At 70.4% G+C, this 15,641-nt stretch carries 13 protein-coding genes; 1 reads left to right on the top strand and 12 read right to left on the bottom strand.

The window, feature by feature from the left end:
* Window positions 1-1,402: ATP-binding cassette domain-containing protein (locus VGH85_13535; protein HEY2174824.1), on the top strand; the 1,402-nt coding region annotated here is incomplete at its 5' end.
* A 2-nt stretch (window positions 1,403-1,404) separates the two neighbouring features.
* Here the strand turns inward: VGH85_13535 and VGH85_13530 are convergent.
* The 12 genes from VGH85_13530 to VGH85_13475 all read right to left on the bottom strand — a co-directional run.
* On the bottom strand, window positions 1,405-2,835 hold the full coding sequence (locus VGH85_13530; protein HEY2174823.1) for a glycoside hydrolase family 32 protein: 1,431 nt from the start codon (window positions 2,833-2,835) through the stop codon (window positions 1,405-1,407).
* On the bottom strand, window positions 2,832-3,476 hold the full coding sequence (locus VGH85_13525; GenBank protein HEY2174822.1) for an HAD family phosphatase: 645 nt from the start codon (window positions 3,474-3,476) through the stop codon (window positions 2,832-2,834). Before VGH85_13525 ends, VGH85_13530 begins: the two co-directional genes overlap by 4 nt.
* A 19-nt stretch (window positions 3,477-3,495) precedes the next feature.
* Window positions 3,496-4,275, bottom strand: coding sequence for a hypothetical protein (locus VGH85_13520; GenBank protein HEY2174821.1), 780 nt, complete (start codon window positions 4,273-4,275; stop codon window positions 3,496-3,498).
* Window positions 4,276-4,426: 151 nt separating this feature from the next.
* Window positions 4,427-5,305, bottom strand: coding sequence for an SGNH/GDSL hydrolase family protein (locus VGH85_13515; protein ID HEY2174820.1), 879 nt, complete (start codon window positions 5,303-5,305; stop codon window positions 4,427-4,429).
* Window positions 5,306-5,350: 45 nt separating this feature from the next.
* A complete protein-coding gene (locus VGH85_13510) occupies window positions 5,351-7,072 on the bottom strand; it encodes a S53 family peptidase (protein ID HEY2174819.1) in 1,722 nt (573 codons plus the stop codon).
* Window positions 7,073-7,213: 141 nt separating this feature from the next.
* Window positions 7,214-8,215 (bottom strand): zinc-dependent alcohol dehydrogenase family protein, encoded by a 1,002-nt coding sequence (locus tag VGH85_13505; protein HEY2174818.1) that lies wholly within the window; start codon window positions 8,213-8,215, stop codon window positions 7,214-7,216.
* 36 nt (window positions 8,216-8,251) lie between these two features.
* The gene (locus VGH85_13500; GenBank protein ID HEY2174817.1) at window positions 8,252-10,327 is read right to left on the bottom strand and encodes an MFS transporter; all 2,076 of its coding nucleotides are present in this window, start codon (window positions 10,325-10,327) and stop codon (window positions 8,252-8,254) included.
* Between the two features lie 122 nt (window positions 10,328-10,449).
* Entirely contained in the window at window positions 10,450-11,067 is a 618-nt protein-coding gene (locus VGH85_13495; protein HEY2174816.1) for a MarR family transcriptional regulator, read from the bottom strand.
* Between the two features lie 216 nt (window positions 11,068-11,283).
* Window positions 11,284-11,949: a class I SAM-dependent methyltransferase gene (locus VGH85_13490; GenBank protein HEY2174815.1), complete on the bottom strand. Its 666-nt coding sequence runs from the start codon at window positions 11,947-11,949 to the stop codon at window positions 11,284-11,286.
* Window positions 11,946-13,451, bottom strand: coding sequence for an MDR family MFS transporter (locus VGH85_13485; GenBank protein ID HEY2174814.1), 1,506 nt, complete (start codon window positions 13,449-13,451; stop codon window positions 11,946-11,948). The genes VGH85_13490 and VGH85_13485 overlap by 4 nt, the downstream gene beginning before the upstream one ends.
* A 101-nt stretch (window positions 13,452-13,552) precedes the next feature.
* Entirely contained in the window at window positions 13,553-14,929 is a 1,377-nt protein-coding gene (locus tag VGH85_13480) for an aspartate aminotransferase family protein (GenBank protein HEY2174813.1), read from the bottom strand.
* A 76-nt stretch (window positions 14,930-15,005) separates the two neighbouring features.
* On the bottom strand, window positions 15,006-15,641 hold a 636-nt coding region (locus VGH85_13475), incomplete at its 5' end, for a hypothetical protein (GenBank protein ID HEY2174812.1).

The raw sequence follows: 15,641 nt of genomic DNA, 5'->3' as shown, positions 1-15,641 counted from the left end.
CAGCGACCTGGCCGAGTGGGTCCGGGATCTCCACGAGCCGTCGGTGGCCCCGCTGCTCACCGGGCTGCGGCACCTGCTCGACTCGTTCGCCGAAATCGGGTTGGGCTACCTGTCCCTCGACCGGCCGTCGGGAACGCTGTCCAGTGGTGAGGCGCAGCGCACCAAGATGATCCGTCATCTCGGGTCCTCGCTCACCGATGTCACCTACGTGTTCGACGAGCCGACGATCGGGCTGCACCCCCACGACATCCAGCGGATGAACGGCTTGCTGCTCCAGCTGCGGGACAAGGGCAACACCGTGCTGGTCATCGAGCACAAGCCCGAGGTGATCGAGATCGCCGACCACGTCGTCGACCTCGGCCCCGGGGCCGGCACCGCCGGTGGCGACGTGGTGTTCGAGGGGACCGTCGAACAGCTGCGGTCCAGCGGCACGACGACCGGCCGCCACCTCGACGACCGGGCGCGCCTCAAGGACACGGTGCGCACCGCGTCCGGTGCGCTGGAGGTCCGCGGCGCCGACACCCACAACCTGAAGGACGTCGACGTCGACCTCCCCCTCGGTGTGCTCTGCGTGCTCACCGGCGTCGCCGGGTCCGGCAAGAGCTCGCTGATCCAGGGCTCGGTCGCCGGCCGCGACGACGTGGTGCTCATCGACCAGGTGGCGATCCGCGGGTCACGGCGGAGCAACCCGGCCACCTATACCGGACTGCTCGACCCGATCCGCACGGCGTTCGCGAAGGCCAACGGCGTGAAGCCGGCGCTGTTCAGCTCCAACTCGGAGGGCGCCTGTCCCACGTGCCACGGCGCCGGCGTCATCTACACCGACCTGGGCGTCATGGCCACCGTCGAGTCCACCTGCGAGGAGTGCGAGGGGAAGCGGTTCCAGGCCTCGGTGCTGGAGTACCACCTCGGCGGGCGCACCATCGCCGAGGTGCTCGCGATGTCGGTGACCGAGGCCGAGGAGTTCTTCGGCGACGGCGAGGCGCGGGTCCCGGCGGCGCACAAGATCCTCGACCGCCTCGCCGACGTCGGGCTCGGCTACCTCAGCCTCGGCCAGCCGCTCACGACCCTGTCCGGCGGTGAGCGGCAGCGGCTCAAGCTGGCCACCCATCTCGCCGAGAAGGGCGGCGTCTTCGTCCTCGACGAGCCGACCGCCGGCCTGCACCTCGCCGACGTCGAACACCTGCTCGGGCTTATCGACCGGCTGGTCGACTCCGGCAGGTCGGCCATCGTCATTGCGCACCACCAGGCCGTCATGGCGCACGCCGACTGGATCATCGACCTCGGCCCCGGCGCCGGACACGACGGCGGTCGGATCATGTTCGAGGGCACACCCGCCGACCTCGTCGCCGCCCGCTCCACCCTCACCGGCGAACACCTTGCGGCCTACGTCGACGTCTAACCTCAGCCTGTGGCTACTGCCGCCGAGAGCGGCCAGACCTCGACCGAATCGTCGGAGGTGAGGCCGGAGAGTTCGAGATCCCACGGTGGCGGCGACGTCGGATAGAACCGCACGGTCGAGCAGCGGCCGGACCCGGTGAAGAGCTCGCTGATGGAACCGTCGACGAACCACCGGAGCGCCAGAGTTCCCGAGGCGGAAATCTGCGGCTCGTCGAAGCTGTAGCTGCCGCCGTGGGCGCGCGGATCCCGGCTGGCACGGTCGCGGTCGACCGTCACGCGACCGGTTCGCCAGTCCGCCGCCACGTCGAGGCGTTCTTCTGGCCCGCAACGCAGCGACAATCGGGTCGGCTCGAGGTCTGTGCCGCGGTGAGCGGCGAGCAGAAGTTCCGCCTCGAACTGGGCAGGCAGTCCGCGGAAGGTGCGGCGCCCCTCGTCCGTCCCCGTCCGAGCACCCGCCGCTGCTTCACGCAGGGAGGTAAGACCGGGCAGCGGAGCGCTCGCCAACCGGCCGTCGTCGGTCAGACTGACCGACCGGGGAAGAGTCAGCATTCCGGACCAGTCATCCTCGGCCGCCCAGTCCGCGGACCTGCCTTCCGTCGCCCAACCCCAGATGACCGGGCCGACGTCGCTCTCCCGCAACGCCGACGCGGCGTAGAAGTTGCTCCCGTCGTCCACCCGACTCAGCGTGGTGTCGCGGAGGCGGAACTCGTCGCGTTCGCCCGTCACGGCCAGGACGTGCATGATCCCGCCCGACACGTCGTACGCCGCGACGAGCAGACAGCCGCGCTGGCCGAATGCGATGAACTGCGGGCACTCCCACATCTGGCCGGAGTCCAGGTCGTCCGAGCGGGTCCGGGGAAGCTCGGCGAATGGTCCGCGATATTTCCAGGACTGGAGGTCGGCGGACTCGTAGAGGCGGGCCGACGCCCGATCCGCCGCGTCACCGGCGCCGACCACCATCAACCAGACTCCGGCCTCACGCCAGACGAACGGGTCGCGAAACACGACGACACCGTCGGACGGATCCGGGTCGGCCACCACCTGACGAGGGGGACCGAACGAGTTCCCGCCGTCGACCGACGTCGCGGAGAGCACCGACTGGTAAGGGTGCTCACGCCGGTATCCGGAGTAGAAGGCCGTGACCTCGCCGTCGATGAGCACCGTGTTTCCCGACCAGCAGCCGTCCCGGTCCGCACCGCTCGGATCTGGACTCATCGCAGGTCTGTGCAGTCGCCACCTGACGAGGTCGGCGCTGCTGGCGTGGCCCCACACGACAGCCCCCCGCCGAGGAGTGTCGTGGGTGTACTGGAAGTAGAGGTGCCACCGCGAATCGACGTACAGCGGGCCGTTCGGGTCGTTCACATACCCGGTCCGCGGTCGGACGTGGTATCTCGGCAGACGGTGGTCGCCGGCCCGGGCCGGATCGCTGGTCATGTGAGCACCTCAGGCGTCAGGTCGTCGATGGTGGACAGCACGGCCGCCGCCGATCGCAGGAGTTCGGGTGGCGGCGCGAAATGCGGGTTGGGGATGGCGACCACGGTCATTCCCGCGGCGAGGCCCGAACGGATGCCGTTGGCGGAGTCCTCGATCACGGCGCACACCGCCGGGGATACGGCCATCCGCCGCGCCGCCTCGAGGTAGACATCCGGCGCGGGCTTCCCACGGGCGACCTCCTCGGAGGAGACGGTGACCTCGAACAGGTTGTCCACCTCGGCCAAAGCGAGGGCGGCGTCGATGACCGGGCGGTTGGCGGACGAGGCCAGGCCCAACCTCGCGCGCTCGGCCATTCTCCTGACCGCCGCTACGGCGCCGGGCACGAGGGGCAGCCGCTCGCGGTAGTGCGCAAGCACCCGCTCGACCACCGTGTCGCTGATCTCGTCGGGCGGAAGCGGCACTCCCAGCCGGTCGTGCAGGAAGGCCGACCATTCGGTCGAACTCATGCCGAGCATTGCCTCGGTGGCATCGGGCAGCCACCGGCCGCCCGTCTCCTCGACGACCTCGCGCCGGGACTGATCCCAGAGCGACTCCGAGTCGACCAGCACGCCGTCGAGGTCGAAGATCACCGCATCGATCATGCCCAGATTCTGCCGCAGCTCACTGCGGGCAGACGCCGGACACGATCGAGTTCGGCGGGGGGACGGCGCGGCCGTAGATGGTCTCGGTGCAGCCGGTGCGCACGTACTGCTTGTTCTGCAGGATCAGCGTCTCCCAGTAGTTCCCGCCGGTGGCGTAGTCAGGCGTGTAGTTGTTGACCGGAACCTGCAGGTCGAGGTCACCGTCTCCGTCGAGATCCGTCGCCATGATCTCCGTGGTGTCGCTGGTCACGATCGGCGGCTCGAGGAACGCCCCGTCGACCACGAGATAGAGCTGAGCCTGCGAACTATGCGCTCCGGTGCCCGAGATTACGACGCAGTGCAGGTGCTCGGTCTGCGTCGAGCACTCCATGTGCGGTTGGTACGCGAACGGCAGGGCCGCCCACTGCACCGGGCTTCCGCCCGAGAGCAGTTCCACGATCGCACTCGAGGTGGTCGATCCGCCGGTACCCTGCCGCAGCACGATCTGATAGCCGTCCTTCTCGAGCGAATGCGACAACTCGGCGCAGGTCCCGTCCGGGCACGATGCCGGCGCCCCGGCCGCGGGCGGCGGAGCCGGGGCCTGCGTGGTGGGTACCTCGCTGGCGGCGACCGGCGACGGGGTCGGGGACGGCGTGGGCGACGGGGTCGGCGACGGTTTCGAGGTGTGCGGCGCAGGTCGGCTGGTGGCAGGGGTCTTGCTCTGCGGAGCGACCTCTGCCTGCCCGCTGACCGTCGATGCGCAGGCCGTGACCAGGATCAGCCCGGCCAGCACGGCCAGCCCATGACGGATCTTTGGCATGAGCGCTTCCCCCCGACGGTGGCGCGGCGGCCCGTTCACCCGCATGGCGCACTGCCGCGGTCACCTCTTGTGATCGTGACAGCTTGCGGCGGCCCGTGTCAGCGGTTGTCGCACATCACTGCGGACGGCCGACGAACGGGAGCGCCGCGGGTCAGTCGAGCGGTGAATAACCGGCGGCCGCCAGGGCTTTCGCGATGACCCGGTGGCCGGCCTGGCTGGGATGGTCGCCGTCGGGGGCCAGCAGCGCGGTGTCGTCGATATCGCCGTCCTTGCCCTTGAACGGCGTGTAGATGTCGACATAAGCGACGTGTTCGGCCACGGCGTCCTTCTTGATGACGGCGTTGACCTGCCGGGTGAGCAGGTCGCTCCCGCGCAAGAACGCCGGCCCGCCGACTCCGGTCGCCACCGCGCCGTCCTGAAACACGTTCCAGTATCCCGTGACCCGGATGGCGATCGGCCGGCCCGCGCGCAGCGTCTTGATGCGTTCGATGATGGCGCGCACGTTGCGCTGGACCGTCGCGACGGTTGCGCCGAAGCAGTCCAGTCCGTCGGCGCCGCCGCACCGGCCGCGCTGCAGGGTCGACAGTGCGTAGTTGAAGTCGTTGGCGCCGATGGTCAGGGTCACTACAGAGGCGCGTCGGACCGTCGCCGCCTCCGCCCCGGTGCCGGCCAATGCCGCCCGCAGGCCGCCACTGGTCTGGCCGTTGACGCCGAGGTTGTGCACGGTGACGTGAGCGCCGGTGTCACGGGCGATCCGCTCGCCGTAGAGGGTGACGAAGCTCGTGCACGCGCAGCCGGCGGCGCGGGGCACCGAGTCGCCGAGGCCGACGACAGTCCACCGCGGTGGCGCGGTCGGCGCATGGCTGGAAGATGCGCGGCGTACCGGGTGTCGGGAGTGGACGGCCACCGCGAAAGCCGCCGTCGCGGTCACCATGACCGCCACCGCGATCGAGATGACGATCACCCAACCGGCCCGCCTCCGCCGTCGGCGGTGCGGGCCGAGCGGGTGATCAGGGTCGGCGTGGTCCATCGGTAGGAGCAGGATACGTTCCGGCCCGCCCGGCCGCCCGACCCGTCAGGCCGGGGCGGCGGTCTTCCCGGCGTTCTGCAGGGCGGTGAGCAGTCCGGTGCCGTTCAGGCTGCCGAGTCCGGTACACGCATCCCAGCGACCTCGTCCGGCCTTGTATCCCGGCGCGGCCGGGCCGAAGTCGGCGGTCTCCGGAGTGGCGTTGTCACCGCTGGTGATGTTGCGGAACACGTCGGTCCGCTCGTCCGCGGGGACGGCGTACAGCTGCGGCAACAGCTCTCCGACCGGCGCTCCCAGTGCCTGGTTGAGCAGGGCCACCAGTCCGGCATAGAGCGGCGCGACGGCGCTGGTGCCGCCGACCGGACCCCACTGGCCGTCGGCGAGGACGATGAACCCGCTGGTGATGTCGGCGTTGCCGGCGACGTCGGGTACGCCGCGGCCGACCCGACCACCCGGGTTGAGCGACGTCGGGAGCCGCATGCCCGTCTGGTAGGGCGGGACCGGGAAGGCGTCGCTGATGCCGCCGCCGCCGGCCCATCCGTCCTCGTCGTTCCAGACGACCTCGCTGACGATCGTGCCGTCGGCGCCGACCAGGGTGGTGCCACCGCAACCGACCACGTGCGGACTCGACGCCGGGAAGTCGGCGTGCACCATGCCGTCCTTGGCCCCGTCACCGGCGCCGTGGTCCCCCGCGGCGGCCAGCACGGTCACGCCCAGCGCCGACGCGTCGGCGAACGCCTGGTCGAAGGCCTGCATGCCCTGCGCGGTCCAGCCGGATTCCGGCGCACCCCAGCTGATCGAGATCACCGACGGCGCGTAGGTCTGGTCGTGCACGGCGGTGGTGATGGCGTCGAGGAATCCGCGGTCGCTCGGGTCGGCGAAGTAGACGACGATGTCGGCTCCGGGAGCGACCGTCCCGGCGACCTCGATGTCGAGGAGCACTTCGCCGTCGGCGTCGCCGCCCGGGGTGTTCTTGCCCGTGTCGACGGCGACCGCGACGACCGTAGGCTCCGGGACGCCTGCCTTCGCGAAGTACTTCGTCAGCTCGTCCGGCCGGAATCCGCCACCGAGCTCGATGATGCCGATCGTCTCGTGGGTGCCGTTGACAGCTGTCGGGAAGTTGTAGAGCTGGGCCACCTGCGTGGCCCACAGCGGGACGGGCTTCGCGGCGCGGCTCGCGCGGTGGGCGCGGGCCTCCGCGCGACCGAGGAGGGCGAACGCATCCCGGTCCGGCTCCGGCAGCTGATCTTCGGGCAGCGCGTCGCCCCGCTTGAAGCGCGAATGGGCCTGCGGGCGGTCGTCCAGGCCGAGTACGGCGACGACGCGGTCGGCGAGCTCGGCCGGCACGTGGACGTGGCCCTCCCGACCGCGATAGGTGAGGTCTCCCGCCTGATAACGCCCGAGGTCCACCCCGAATGCGTCGCCCACCGCTCCGACGGTGCCGGAGAGGGTCACCGTGCGGCGGGCGGCGTCGCTGTTCTCGACGTGGAGGTGGTGCGCGGCCGCGAAGTCGGCGATCGCGCGGAGGTCGGCGGGATCGGCGCCGGTCGTCGCCGCCAGCTGGGCCCGGCGCTCGCGGCGGCGGCGGACGGGGTCGTTACCGCCGTTTTCCGAGGGCGGCACGGCCGGTGGTGCGGCATCCGCCGCACGCGGTCGCACGACCACGCTGACGAGCAGCTTCTCCGCGGGATCGGCGTCGCCGACTCGGCGGGCGCCCGCGACAGGGGCACGCTCACTGTTCGGCAGCGGGACAAGGTTGGCAGCTGGCATGGGGTCCCCCTCGGGTTACGACCGCCAGCCCTGCCGGCGGCAGACCGGCTCATTCGAAGAGAGAGTGCGCACTGACAGCGTGATACATCACCGCTCGACGCGGCGGCAAGACTCGGCGATCGATGAGACCAATTCGTCGGGTCAGGCCGGCAACAGCACGCCGGCGCCCCGCATCCCACCGGAGGCCAGGGTCTGCAGCGCCGTATCGGCCTGGTCGAGCGGAAACGGCGTGACGGAGACCGTGACGCCGAGGCGATCCGCCAGCCGGAGGAAGTCTTCGCCGTCGGCCCGGGTGTTGGCGGTCACGCTCTGCACGGTGCGCTCGTAGAAGAGATGGTGTTCGTAGTTCAGCGGCGGGATGTCGGTGAGGTGAATGCCGGCGATGGACAACGTGCCACCCCGGTCGAGCGCCGCGAGGGCGACCGGGACGAGCTCGCCGACCGGCGCGAACAGCACCGCGGCGTCGAGCGGCTCGGGCGGCTCGTCGTAAGCCCCGCCGACCGACGCCGCGCCGAGCGACGTCGCCAGCTTGCGGGCCTCGTCGCCGCGGGTCAGGACGTGCACCTCCGCACCCTGCGCAATCGCGACCTGTGCGGCGATGTGGGCCGACGCGCCGAACCCGTAGATGCCCAACCGGCCGCCGGCGGGCAGCTGTGCGCGGAGCAGAGCCCGGTAGCCGACGATGCCGGCGCACAGCAGTGGCGCCGCCTCGGCGTCGGAGAACCGCTCGGGCAGCCGGTAGGCGTAGCCCTCGGCGACAGTGGCGTATTCGGCGTACCCGCCGTCGGCGTCCCAGCCGGTGAATGTCGCGTAGGGACAGAGGTTCTCCGCGCCCCGACGGCAGTAGCGGCAGCGTCCGCAGGTCCCCCGCAGCCAGGCGATGCCGATCCGGTCGCCCACGGCGAACCGGGAGGCACCGGCGCCGAGGGCGTCGACCCGCCCGACTACCTCGTGGCCGGGTGACGTCTGCGGCCGATGGACCGGGAGGTCGCCCTCGGCCAGGTGCAGGTCGGTCCGGCATACGCCACAGGCGAGCACCCTGACCCGGACCTCGCCGAGGCCCGGGTCAGGGACGGGTCGGTCGACACGGCGCAGTGGACCGGCCGAGATCGGGCCCGGTCGGTCCACCACCCATGCCAGCACGACGCCCCCTTCGCTCCCCGTCCAGCATGCGCGTCCTCAGGACGGGCCGTCGCCACCCTGGTGGTGTCGGCCGGCGTGCGGCATCGGCTCGCCGAGGATCCGGCTGATCTGCTGGTCGGACAGACCGAGCTCGTGCAGCCTGCGCAGCGCTCCGTCGTACTCCCGGCGCCGGCCGTCGAGCTGCGACTGCAGCAGTTGCATCTCGGCCCGGGCACGGTCGGCGGTCATCACCGCCGTGACGGCCTCGGCCGGATCGGGCATGAGTACGGCGGTCAGCCGCTCGAGCGCCTCCTCCTCGATCGGGCCGGTCGCGACCGGTGTGGCGAGCGCCGTGCGGTGGGCAGAACGCGCGCCGTTGCTCCCGACCGGGACCGGGCGATCGCCGTTCTGGTTCGGGGCGGGCGGCACCCCGTCTCCCGCATGGGCGGGATGTCCGCCGACGGGATGCGGGTCGTCGTCCGGCTCGATGTCGAGCTGCGACTCCGTCGATGCCGTCGGCTCGGTCGGCTCGGTCGGCTCCGAACGTCCCGCCGACTCGGCGTCCTGCGCGGCTCGCGCCTGGATGGCCGACTGGGTACGCAGCGGGACCTCCTTCATCTTCAGCAGCAGCAGGAAGGCTCCGAAGAGCACCGCGGCACCGATGATGAACACGAGGTCCATCGACTGGGAGAAGCCGACGAAGAAGGGTTCGGCCAGCCGGTGGTCGGCGTGGTTGAGGAACGCGGTGTCGTTGAGGGCCGAACTGCCGACCCCACCACCGTGTTTCAGGATCCCCAGGATCGGTTGGTTGCCCGGATTGGCGAGCACGCCATGATCGTGGACGGCCTGCTGGAACGGCGCGGTGTGGGCGGCCGAGACGTAGGCCGACTTGATCTTGTCACCGACGGTGCTGAACAGGACGGACAAGAAGACCGCCGTACCCAGCGCACCACCCATCTGGCGGAAGAACGTCGCCGATGAGGTGGCCACCCCGATGTCCTGCGGCGGCATCGCGTTCTGCACGGCGAGGGTGATGGGCTGCATCACGCCACCGAGCCCGAGACCGAAGATGGCGGTGTAGACACCGGTCTGCCAGATCGGTGTGTCGGCGCCGATGAAGTGCATCAACCCCATGCCGACGACCATCAGGCCGGAGCCCACGACCGGGTAGATCTTGTATCGGCCGGTGCGCGAGATCAGTTGGCCGGAGAAGATCGACGACGACATGATCCCGGCGGTCAACGGAAGCAGCAGCAACCCGGACTGGGTCGGTGACATGCCCTTGACGATCTGGAAGTACAGCGGCAGCAGCGAGATGCCGCCGAACATCCCCATACCGACGAGGAGCCCCGCCCCGGACGTCAGGCTGAACACGCCGTTGCGGAAGAACCGCAACGGGATCAGCGCGTCATCACCGATCCTGCTCTCCGCCAGCACGAACAGACCCAACCCGACCGCACCGATGGCGTAGCAGATGAACGCGGCCGTCGAGGACCAGCCCCAGGTGCGGCCCTGCTCGGCGATGATCAGGATCGGGACCAGCGCGATGGCGATCGCGACGGACCCGCGCCAGTCGATGCGGTGCTCACGCCGGACGTGCGGGATGTTCAGCGTGTGCCACACCACGAACAGTGCGACGAGGCCGATCGGCACGTTGACGAGGAACACCCAGCGCCAGCCGGAGATCGTGAGGATCGACGCGGTGCCGGCGAAGAAGCCACCGATCACCGGGCCGATCACGCTCGACGTACCGAAGACAGCGAGGAAATAGCCCTGGTAGCGGGCCCGTTCGCGCGGGGCGACGATGTCGCCGAGGATCGCCAGTGCCATCGAGAACAGACCGCCGGCGCCGAGGCCCTGGAAGGCGCGGAACGCCGCCAGCATGTACATCGACGTCGAGAAGGCGGATGCGGCCGAGCCGATCAGGAACAGCGTGATCGCGATGAGGAAGAGCGGCTTGCGGCCGTAGATGTCGGACAGCTTGCCGTAGAGCGGCGTCGAGATCGTCGCGGTGATCAGGTAGGCCGTGGTCACCCACGCCTGGACGCTCAGACCGTGCAGGTCGTCGCCGATCGTCCTGATCGCCGACGCCACGATCGTCTGGTCGAGGGCGGCGAGGAACATCCCCATCATCAGCCCGGCGAGAATCGTCAGGATCTGACGGTGGGTGAACCCTCCGGCCGACGGGGCGTGGCCCGCTTGGGCCGCCGGTGCCGTCGATCCCGCTCCCGCCGGGCTTTCGGCGGTGGTCCCACTCATCTGGTCTCCATGTGAGGTCGAGGTGCTGCGGAAGTCGCTGCGGTAGTCGCTGCGGAAGTTCCTGCGGAAGTTGTGGTGTCGCGGAGCGCCGCGGGCCCCCTCTTGTCGGCGGCGTGCACCGCAGTTTCGAGTTCGCCGGCGAGCCGGTCGAGGAGCACGGCGAGTTGCGTGCGGTCCTGCGGAGACCAGTCGGCGACGAGTTCGGTGAGGAACCCGTCCCGGATCTCGCGCAGCCGGGTACAGGTGCGGACGCCCTCGTCGGTGGCGGCCAGGATGCAGGCCCGGCCGTCGGCCGGGTCGGCCCGACGTTCGATCAGCCCGATCTCGACGAGGTGACTGACGAGCCGGCTCACCCGGGACGGGTCGACGTGCGCCGCGTCGGCGAGTGCACTGGAGCGCTGCGGGCCGGACTCGACCAGCGGGACGAGTACGGCGAACGCCGACCAGTCCACCCCCTCGAGCTGCCCGCCGCTGTGGAACATCTGTCCCTTCGCCTTTCCGGCCACCCGGAACAGGCGGGAGAGCGCCCGGCCGACCTGCCCCGCGCAGGGGGCGTCCGACCGTTCGCTCGCCATGCTCTCGGTGATATCCCGGAGCTGTTCGGAGATCGACATGAGCTCGACGTACTCCTTAACTGACTCATGCAACTACTTGCTCGCGTCCAGCATCCACCTGTGCTTCGCTATCGGCAACCAATTTCGGTGTGATGCCGATCTCGCCCCCTCGTGGACAAAACCCACTACTAGTGGGTTTTGGACAGCCCGATCGGCGTGTCGTGGACCAAAACCCACTAGTAGTGGGTTTTGTCCGCCGGCAGCGGCGGTCCGGCCTCAGGCGGGGACGGCGGTGAGCCAAGAGTGATCGGGTGAGCACCAAGCGTCGAACCGCAACCCGACGCGGGCGAGTTCGCCGTCGAGGTCAGCCACGGTGAGCCGGCGGGCGACGAACGGCTGCTCCCACCGCTGGTCGCCGGCCACGTAGACCGCCGTAGCCCGAAGCAAGTCCCCGTCGCGGCGTACGCCGGCCAGCGCCGCATGCACCGGCCCCGCCATCCCCCCGCCGCCCGAGCGGACGGTGTCGAACCACTCCGGTGGGTGCCACTCGGCCACGAGGACGCCGTCGTCGGCGAGGTGCGCGGCGCCGGTCGCCAGCAGGGCGCGCCGCTCCCCCGGTTCGGGGGTGTTGACCAGGTGGCTCGCCAGGAGGACGCCGCCGAACCGACGGCCGAGGCGGAGTTGCGCGATCCCGGACAGGACGGTCTCCGCGTCGCGAACCCGGGCCAGCATCTGCGGTGACTCGTCCACGGCCAACACCGGGTGACCGAGCGCGATGAGGGGGTGCGCGATCCGGCCGACACCGCACCCGAGGTCGAGGACGGCGGCGCCGGGCGCGACCGCGGCGTGGATGATCTCCGGCTCGCCCATCGCCGGCAACAGCGAGTACACCTCGACCGCGCAGCCGTCCGGGGTGATCGCGCCGGGGCCGCTGCCGGTCATTCCGCGGGGCCGCCGACCGCCGGCGTACCCACCGGCTCGCGCTCGCCCGGCGACCCGGCAGTCGACCCGGCACCCTCCGCCGGCGGTGTGTCGGTGCGGCGCGGTGCCATGGTTCCCGCGGCATCCCGGTCGCGTACGGCGCGGGCGAACACCAGACCGGCGAACACCAGACCGGCGGCGGCGAAGAAGGCCGCGTGGTAGGCGGCGAGGTTCGGGACCGGCCCGGAACGCGTCAGTGTCGTCGGGCCCACCGAGATGATCACGGTGCCGAGTACGGCGACGCCTAGCGCCGAGCCGAGTTGCCGCACCGCGCTGTAGAGCGTGGACCCCCGCCCCGTGTCGGCCGAGGAAATCGTGGCGAGCGACGCGGCCTGGGTCGGCAGGAAGATCGTGGCCATCATCAGACCGAGCACGAACATCACCAACCGCACCAGCCAGAGGTTGGTCGTCCCGTCGATGAAGCCGAGCGAGACCAGCAGCAATGGGACCCCGATGAACCCGGTCGTGAGCAACCGGCGCGGGCCGATCCGCGGATAGATGCGGGTCACGATCTGGGAGGCGGTCATCACCCCGATCGCCTCGGGGAAGGTGTTCAGGCCGGACGCCAGCGCCGACATCCCGAGCCCGTCCTGCAGCAGGAGCGGGAATGCGTAGAGCGCGCCGAGGAAGCCGGCCGCCGAGCAGATCGTGAGCAGGTTGGTGTTGCGGAAGAGCCGGTCGCGGTAGAGCCGCAGATTGATCATCGGCTGCGAGACCCGCAGCTCCACCGGCACCAGTACGCCGACGAGCAGCAGCCCGAGCAGACCGGTCGCGAGGATCTCGGTCGACCCCCAGCCGCGGGACGCCCCCTCGCTCAGCGCGTACATCAACATCGCGAAACCGAAGCCGGACAGCAGGAACCCGGGCAGGTCGAACCGGCCCGGGATCTTCTCCCGGTGCTCGGGAAGAAAGACGAGCCCGAAGAGGAACGCCGCGATGCCGATCGGGACGTTGACGTAGAAGACCCAGCGCCACGACAGCTGGTCGACGAGCAGTCCGCCGATGACGGGACCGAGTGCGGGCGCCGTCGCGGTCGGGATGGTGAGGATGCGTGAGGCGCGGATGCGCTCGGCCGGCGGGAAGGCCCGGTAGAGCATGGCCATCCCGACCGGGATCAGCATTCCGCCGCCGGCGCCCTGCAGCACCCGGAAGGCGATCAGCTGGGGGAGGCTCTGCGCCAGCCCGCACAGTGCGGAGGCGCCGGTGAACACCGCGAGCGCGAAGAGCACGGTCCGCTTGGTGCCGAAGCGGTCACCCACCCAGCCGGATGCCGGGATGAAGATCGCGAGGCTGACCAGGTAGCCGACGGCCACCGCCCCGCTGGACGCCGCCGCGATGTGGAAGTCGCGGCTGATGGTCGGCAGCGCGACGTTGACGATGGTCGCGTCCATGATGTTGACGAACATCGAGGCCACGAAGACGACGCTGACGGCCACCCGTGGGGTGATCGCGCGACCGAACATCAGGGCGGCTCCGGGCGGATCGAGGAAGGGGATGCCGAGCGGTCGCCGCGCTGCGCCGAGCCAGCGTCGTTAGCCTACCTCACGATAGTTCCGGCGCCTTTTCAGCGGATCAGCGCCTGCTTGACCAGAGTGCGGCCGAAGTCCCAGATCAGTCCGCGGCCACCGTGTGCGTCGTCCATCAGCTCGCCGAAGGACTCGAGGAAGGTCGACACCTCCGGCTCACCGATGATCAGTGGCGGGATCAGCTTGATCACATCGATGTGGTCGCCCGCGACCTGGGTGAGGATGTGGTGCCGCTGGAACAGCGGTACGACGACCATCTGCGCGAACAGTCCGTGCCGCGCGGCCTGCAGCATGTTCCAGCCGCCCCGCAGCTTCAGCCCGCGCGGTTTGCCGAACTCGATACCGATCATCAGGCCGCGGCCGCGGATCTCGGAGATCAGCTCGTAGCGTTCCGCCATGGCCTGCAGCCCCGTACGCAGGGCGAGACCGGTGCGTTCCGCGTTGGCGATGAGGCCCTCGTCCTCGATGACGGCGAGAGTGGCCAGCCCCGCCGCCATCGCCAGCGCGTTTCCGGCGAAGGTTGAGGCGTGGACGAACACGCGGTCGAGTGAGGAGTAGACCTTCTCGAAGACCCACTTCTTGGTCAGCGTCGCGCCGATCGGGACGAAGCCGCCGGACAGCGCCTTCGCCACGGTCACGATGTCGGGCTCGACGTCGTCTTCATGCTGGTAGGCGAAGAACCGGCCGGTGCGGCCGATCCCGCACTGCACCTCGTCGCAGATGAGTAGCGCGCCGTATTTGTGCAGCAGTCGCTGTGCGGCGCCGAGGAATCCGGGCGGCGAGACGTAGACGCCCTTGCCCTGGACCGGTTCGACCAGGAACGCCGCGACGTCGCCCTTCTTCAGTTCGCGCTCGAGTGCCTCGAGATCGCCGAACGGGATCCGGGTGTCGGGCAGGAGCGGAGCGAATCCGGCGCGGAACTCCTCCGCGCCGTTGACCGACAGCGATCCGGCCGTCAGACCGTGGTAGGCGTGGTCGGCGTAGACGATCCGGCCCCGGCCGGTGGCGCACCGGGCGTACTTCAGGGAGGCCTCGACCGCCTCGGACCCGCTGTTGCAGAAGAACGCCCGCTCGAGACCCGGCGCCTTCGCCAGCAGCTGTTCGGCGAACAGGCCCGCGAGCAGCGGGCAGTCGAACTGGACCATGTCGGCGAGCTCGCCGTCGATGACCGTGCGGAGCGCCTCCCGGACCACCGGGTGGTTGCGGCCGACGCCGAACACGCCGAACCCGGCGAGGTAGTCCAGGTAGCGGGTTCCGGCCCGGTCCCAGAGGTAGGCACCCTCGGCCCGCTCGTACTCCTTGTCGAAGCCGATGGCGTGCAGCATGCGCGGCACCTGGTGGTTGACGTGCCGGCCGTGCAGCTCGTACCCCTCCCCCCGGCGGGCGTCGAGGAGGCCGTTCAGGTCGAATCCCATACCCGCAGTCTGCTCGACCGACGGTCGGATAGTCGAGCGGGCACGTCGACTGCGCGCGAAGATTGCTCCCTGCGGCTCAGCAGCCGGGTATCGCCTTTCCGGACGCGACCAGTGCGAGCAGCCCGCACAGACTCTTGGTGCCGACCTTCCAGGTGCCGTTGTCCAGGACCGACTCGCCGGTGCCGTTGGGGAGCACCACCCGGCCGCCCAGGGAGATCGTGTAGCCGACCCGGGCGGTGGAAGCGCTGGTGAAGGTGACCGACGTGACGGTGGAGCTGGCCGCCTGGCCCCGGGAGCTCTGGCTGAGTACGCCGATGGCCGGCGCGAGCACCTGCCCGTTCTGGAGCAGCTTGAGCCGCTCGGGCGTCGAGGTCTTGGCGTTGAAGAAGGCCTCCCAGTTCTTGGTGATCTCGGCCTTCGCGGCGGCCGGGTCGGCCGGTTGGGAGCCTGCCGACGACGCCGAGGCGCTCGCGGACGGCGACGCGCTCGCGCTGGGCGACGCCGAGGCGCTCGGACCGGACGACGGCGAGCTGCTGGCCTTCGACGACGCGCTGCTGCTGCCGCCGCTGCTGCAGGCGGCGACGAGGAGCAGCACCGCGGCGACCACGGCCACCGCGACCCCGCTCCGCCTCGTCGCTCCGCCCGCCCGATCGTGCCGCCCGATACGCATCCGAACCACCGCCCCGCCCGTCAGGTGATCGACAACTCCAGT

Source organism: Mycobacteriales bacterium, from assembly GCA_036497565.1.
Classification (GTDB): domain Bacteria; phylum Actinomycetota; class Actinomycetes; order Mycobacteriales; family QHCD01; genus DASXJE01.
The sequence above is the reverse complement of the archived record's forward strand: the minus strand, read 5'-3'. Positions and strand labels throughout refer to the sequence as shown.

What these genes read in the sequence shown, in the direction of transcription:
- VGH85_13485 (HEY2174814.1), bottom strand. Translation starts at nt 13,451, where the DNA reads ATGTTCGGTCGCGCGATCACCCCACGGGTGGCCGTCAGCGTCGTCTTC.
- VGH85_13515 (HEY2174820.1), bottom strand. Translation starts at nt 5,305, where the DNA reads ATGGACCACGCCGACCCTGATCACCCGCTCGGCCCGCACCGCCGACGG.
- VGH85_13520 (HEY2174821.1), bottom strand. Translation starts at nt 4,275, where the DNA reads ATGCCAAAGATCCGTCATGGGCTGGCCGTGCTGGCCGGGCTGATCCTG.
- VGH85_13480 (HEY2174813.1), bottom strand. Translation starts at nt 14,929, where the DNA reads ATGGGATTCGACCTGAACGGCCTCCTCGACGCCCGCCGGGGGGAGGGG.
- VGH85_13525 (HEY2174822.1), bottom strand. Translation starts at nt 3,476, where the DNA reads ATGATCGATGCGGTGATCTTCGACCTCGACGGCGTGCTGGTCGACTCG.
- VGH85_13500 (HEY2174817.1), bottom strand. Translation starts at nt 10,327, where the DNA reads ATGATGGGGATGTTCCTCGCCGCCCTCGACCAGACGATCGTGGCGTCG.
- VGH85_13510 (HEY2174819.1), bottom strand. Translation starts at nt 7,072, where the DNA reads ATGCCAGCTGCCAACCTTGTCCCGCTGCCGAACAGTGAGCGTGCCCCT.
- VGH85_13530 (HEY2174823.1), bottom strand. Translation starts at nt 2,835, where the DNA reads ATGACCAGCGATCCGGCCCGGGCCGGCGACCACCGTCTGCCGAGATAC.
- VGH85_13495 (HEY2174816.1), bottom strand. Translation starts at nt 11,067, where the DNA reads ATGTCGATCTCCGAACAGCTCCGGGATATCACCGAGAGCATGGCGAGC.
- VGH85_13490 (HEY2174815.1), bottom strand. Translation starts at nt 11,949, where the DNA reads ATGACCGGCAGCGGCCCCGGCGCGATCACCCCGGACGGCTGCGCGGTC.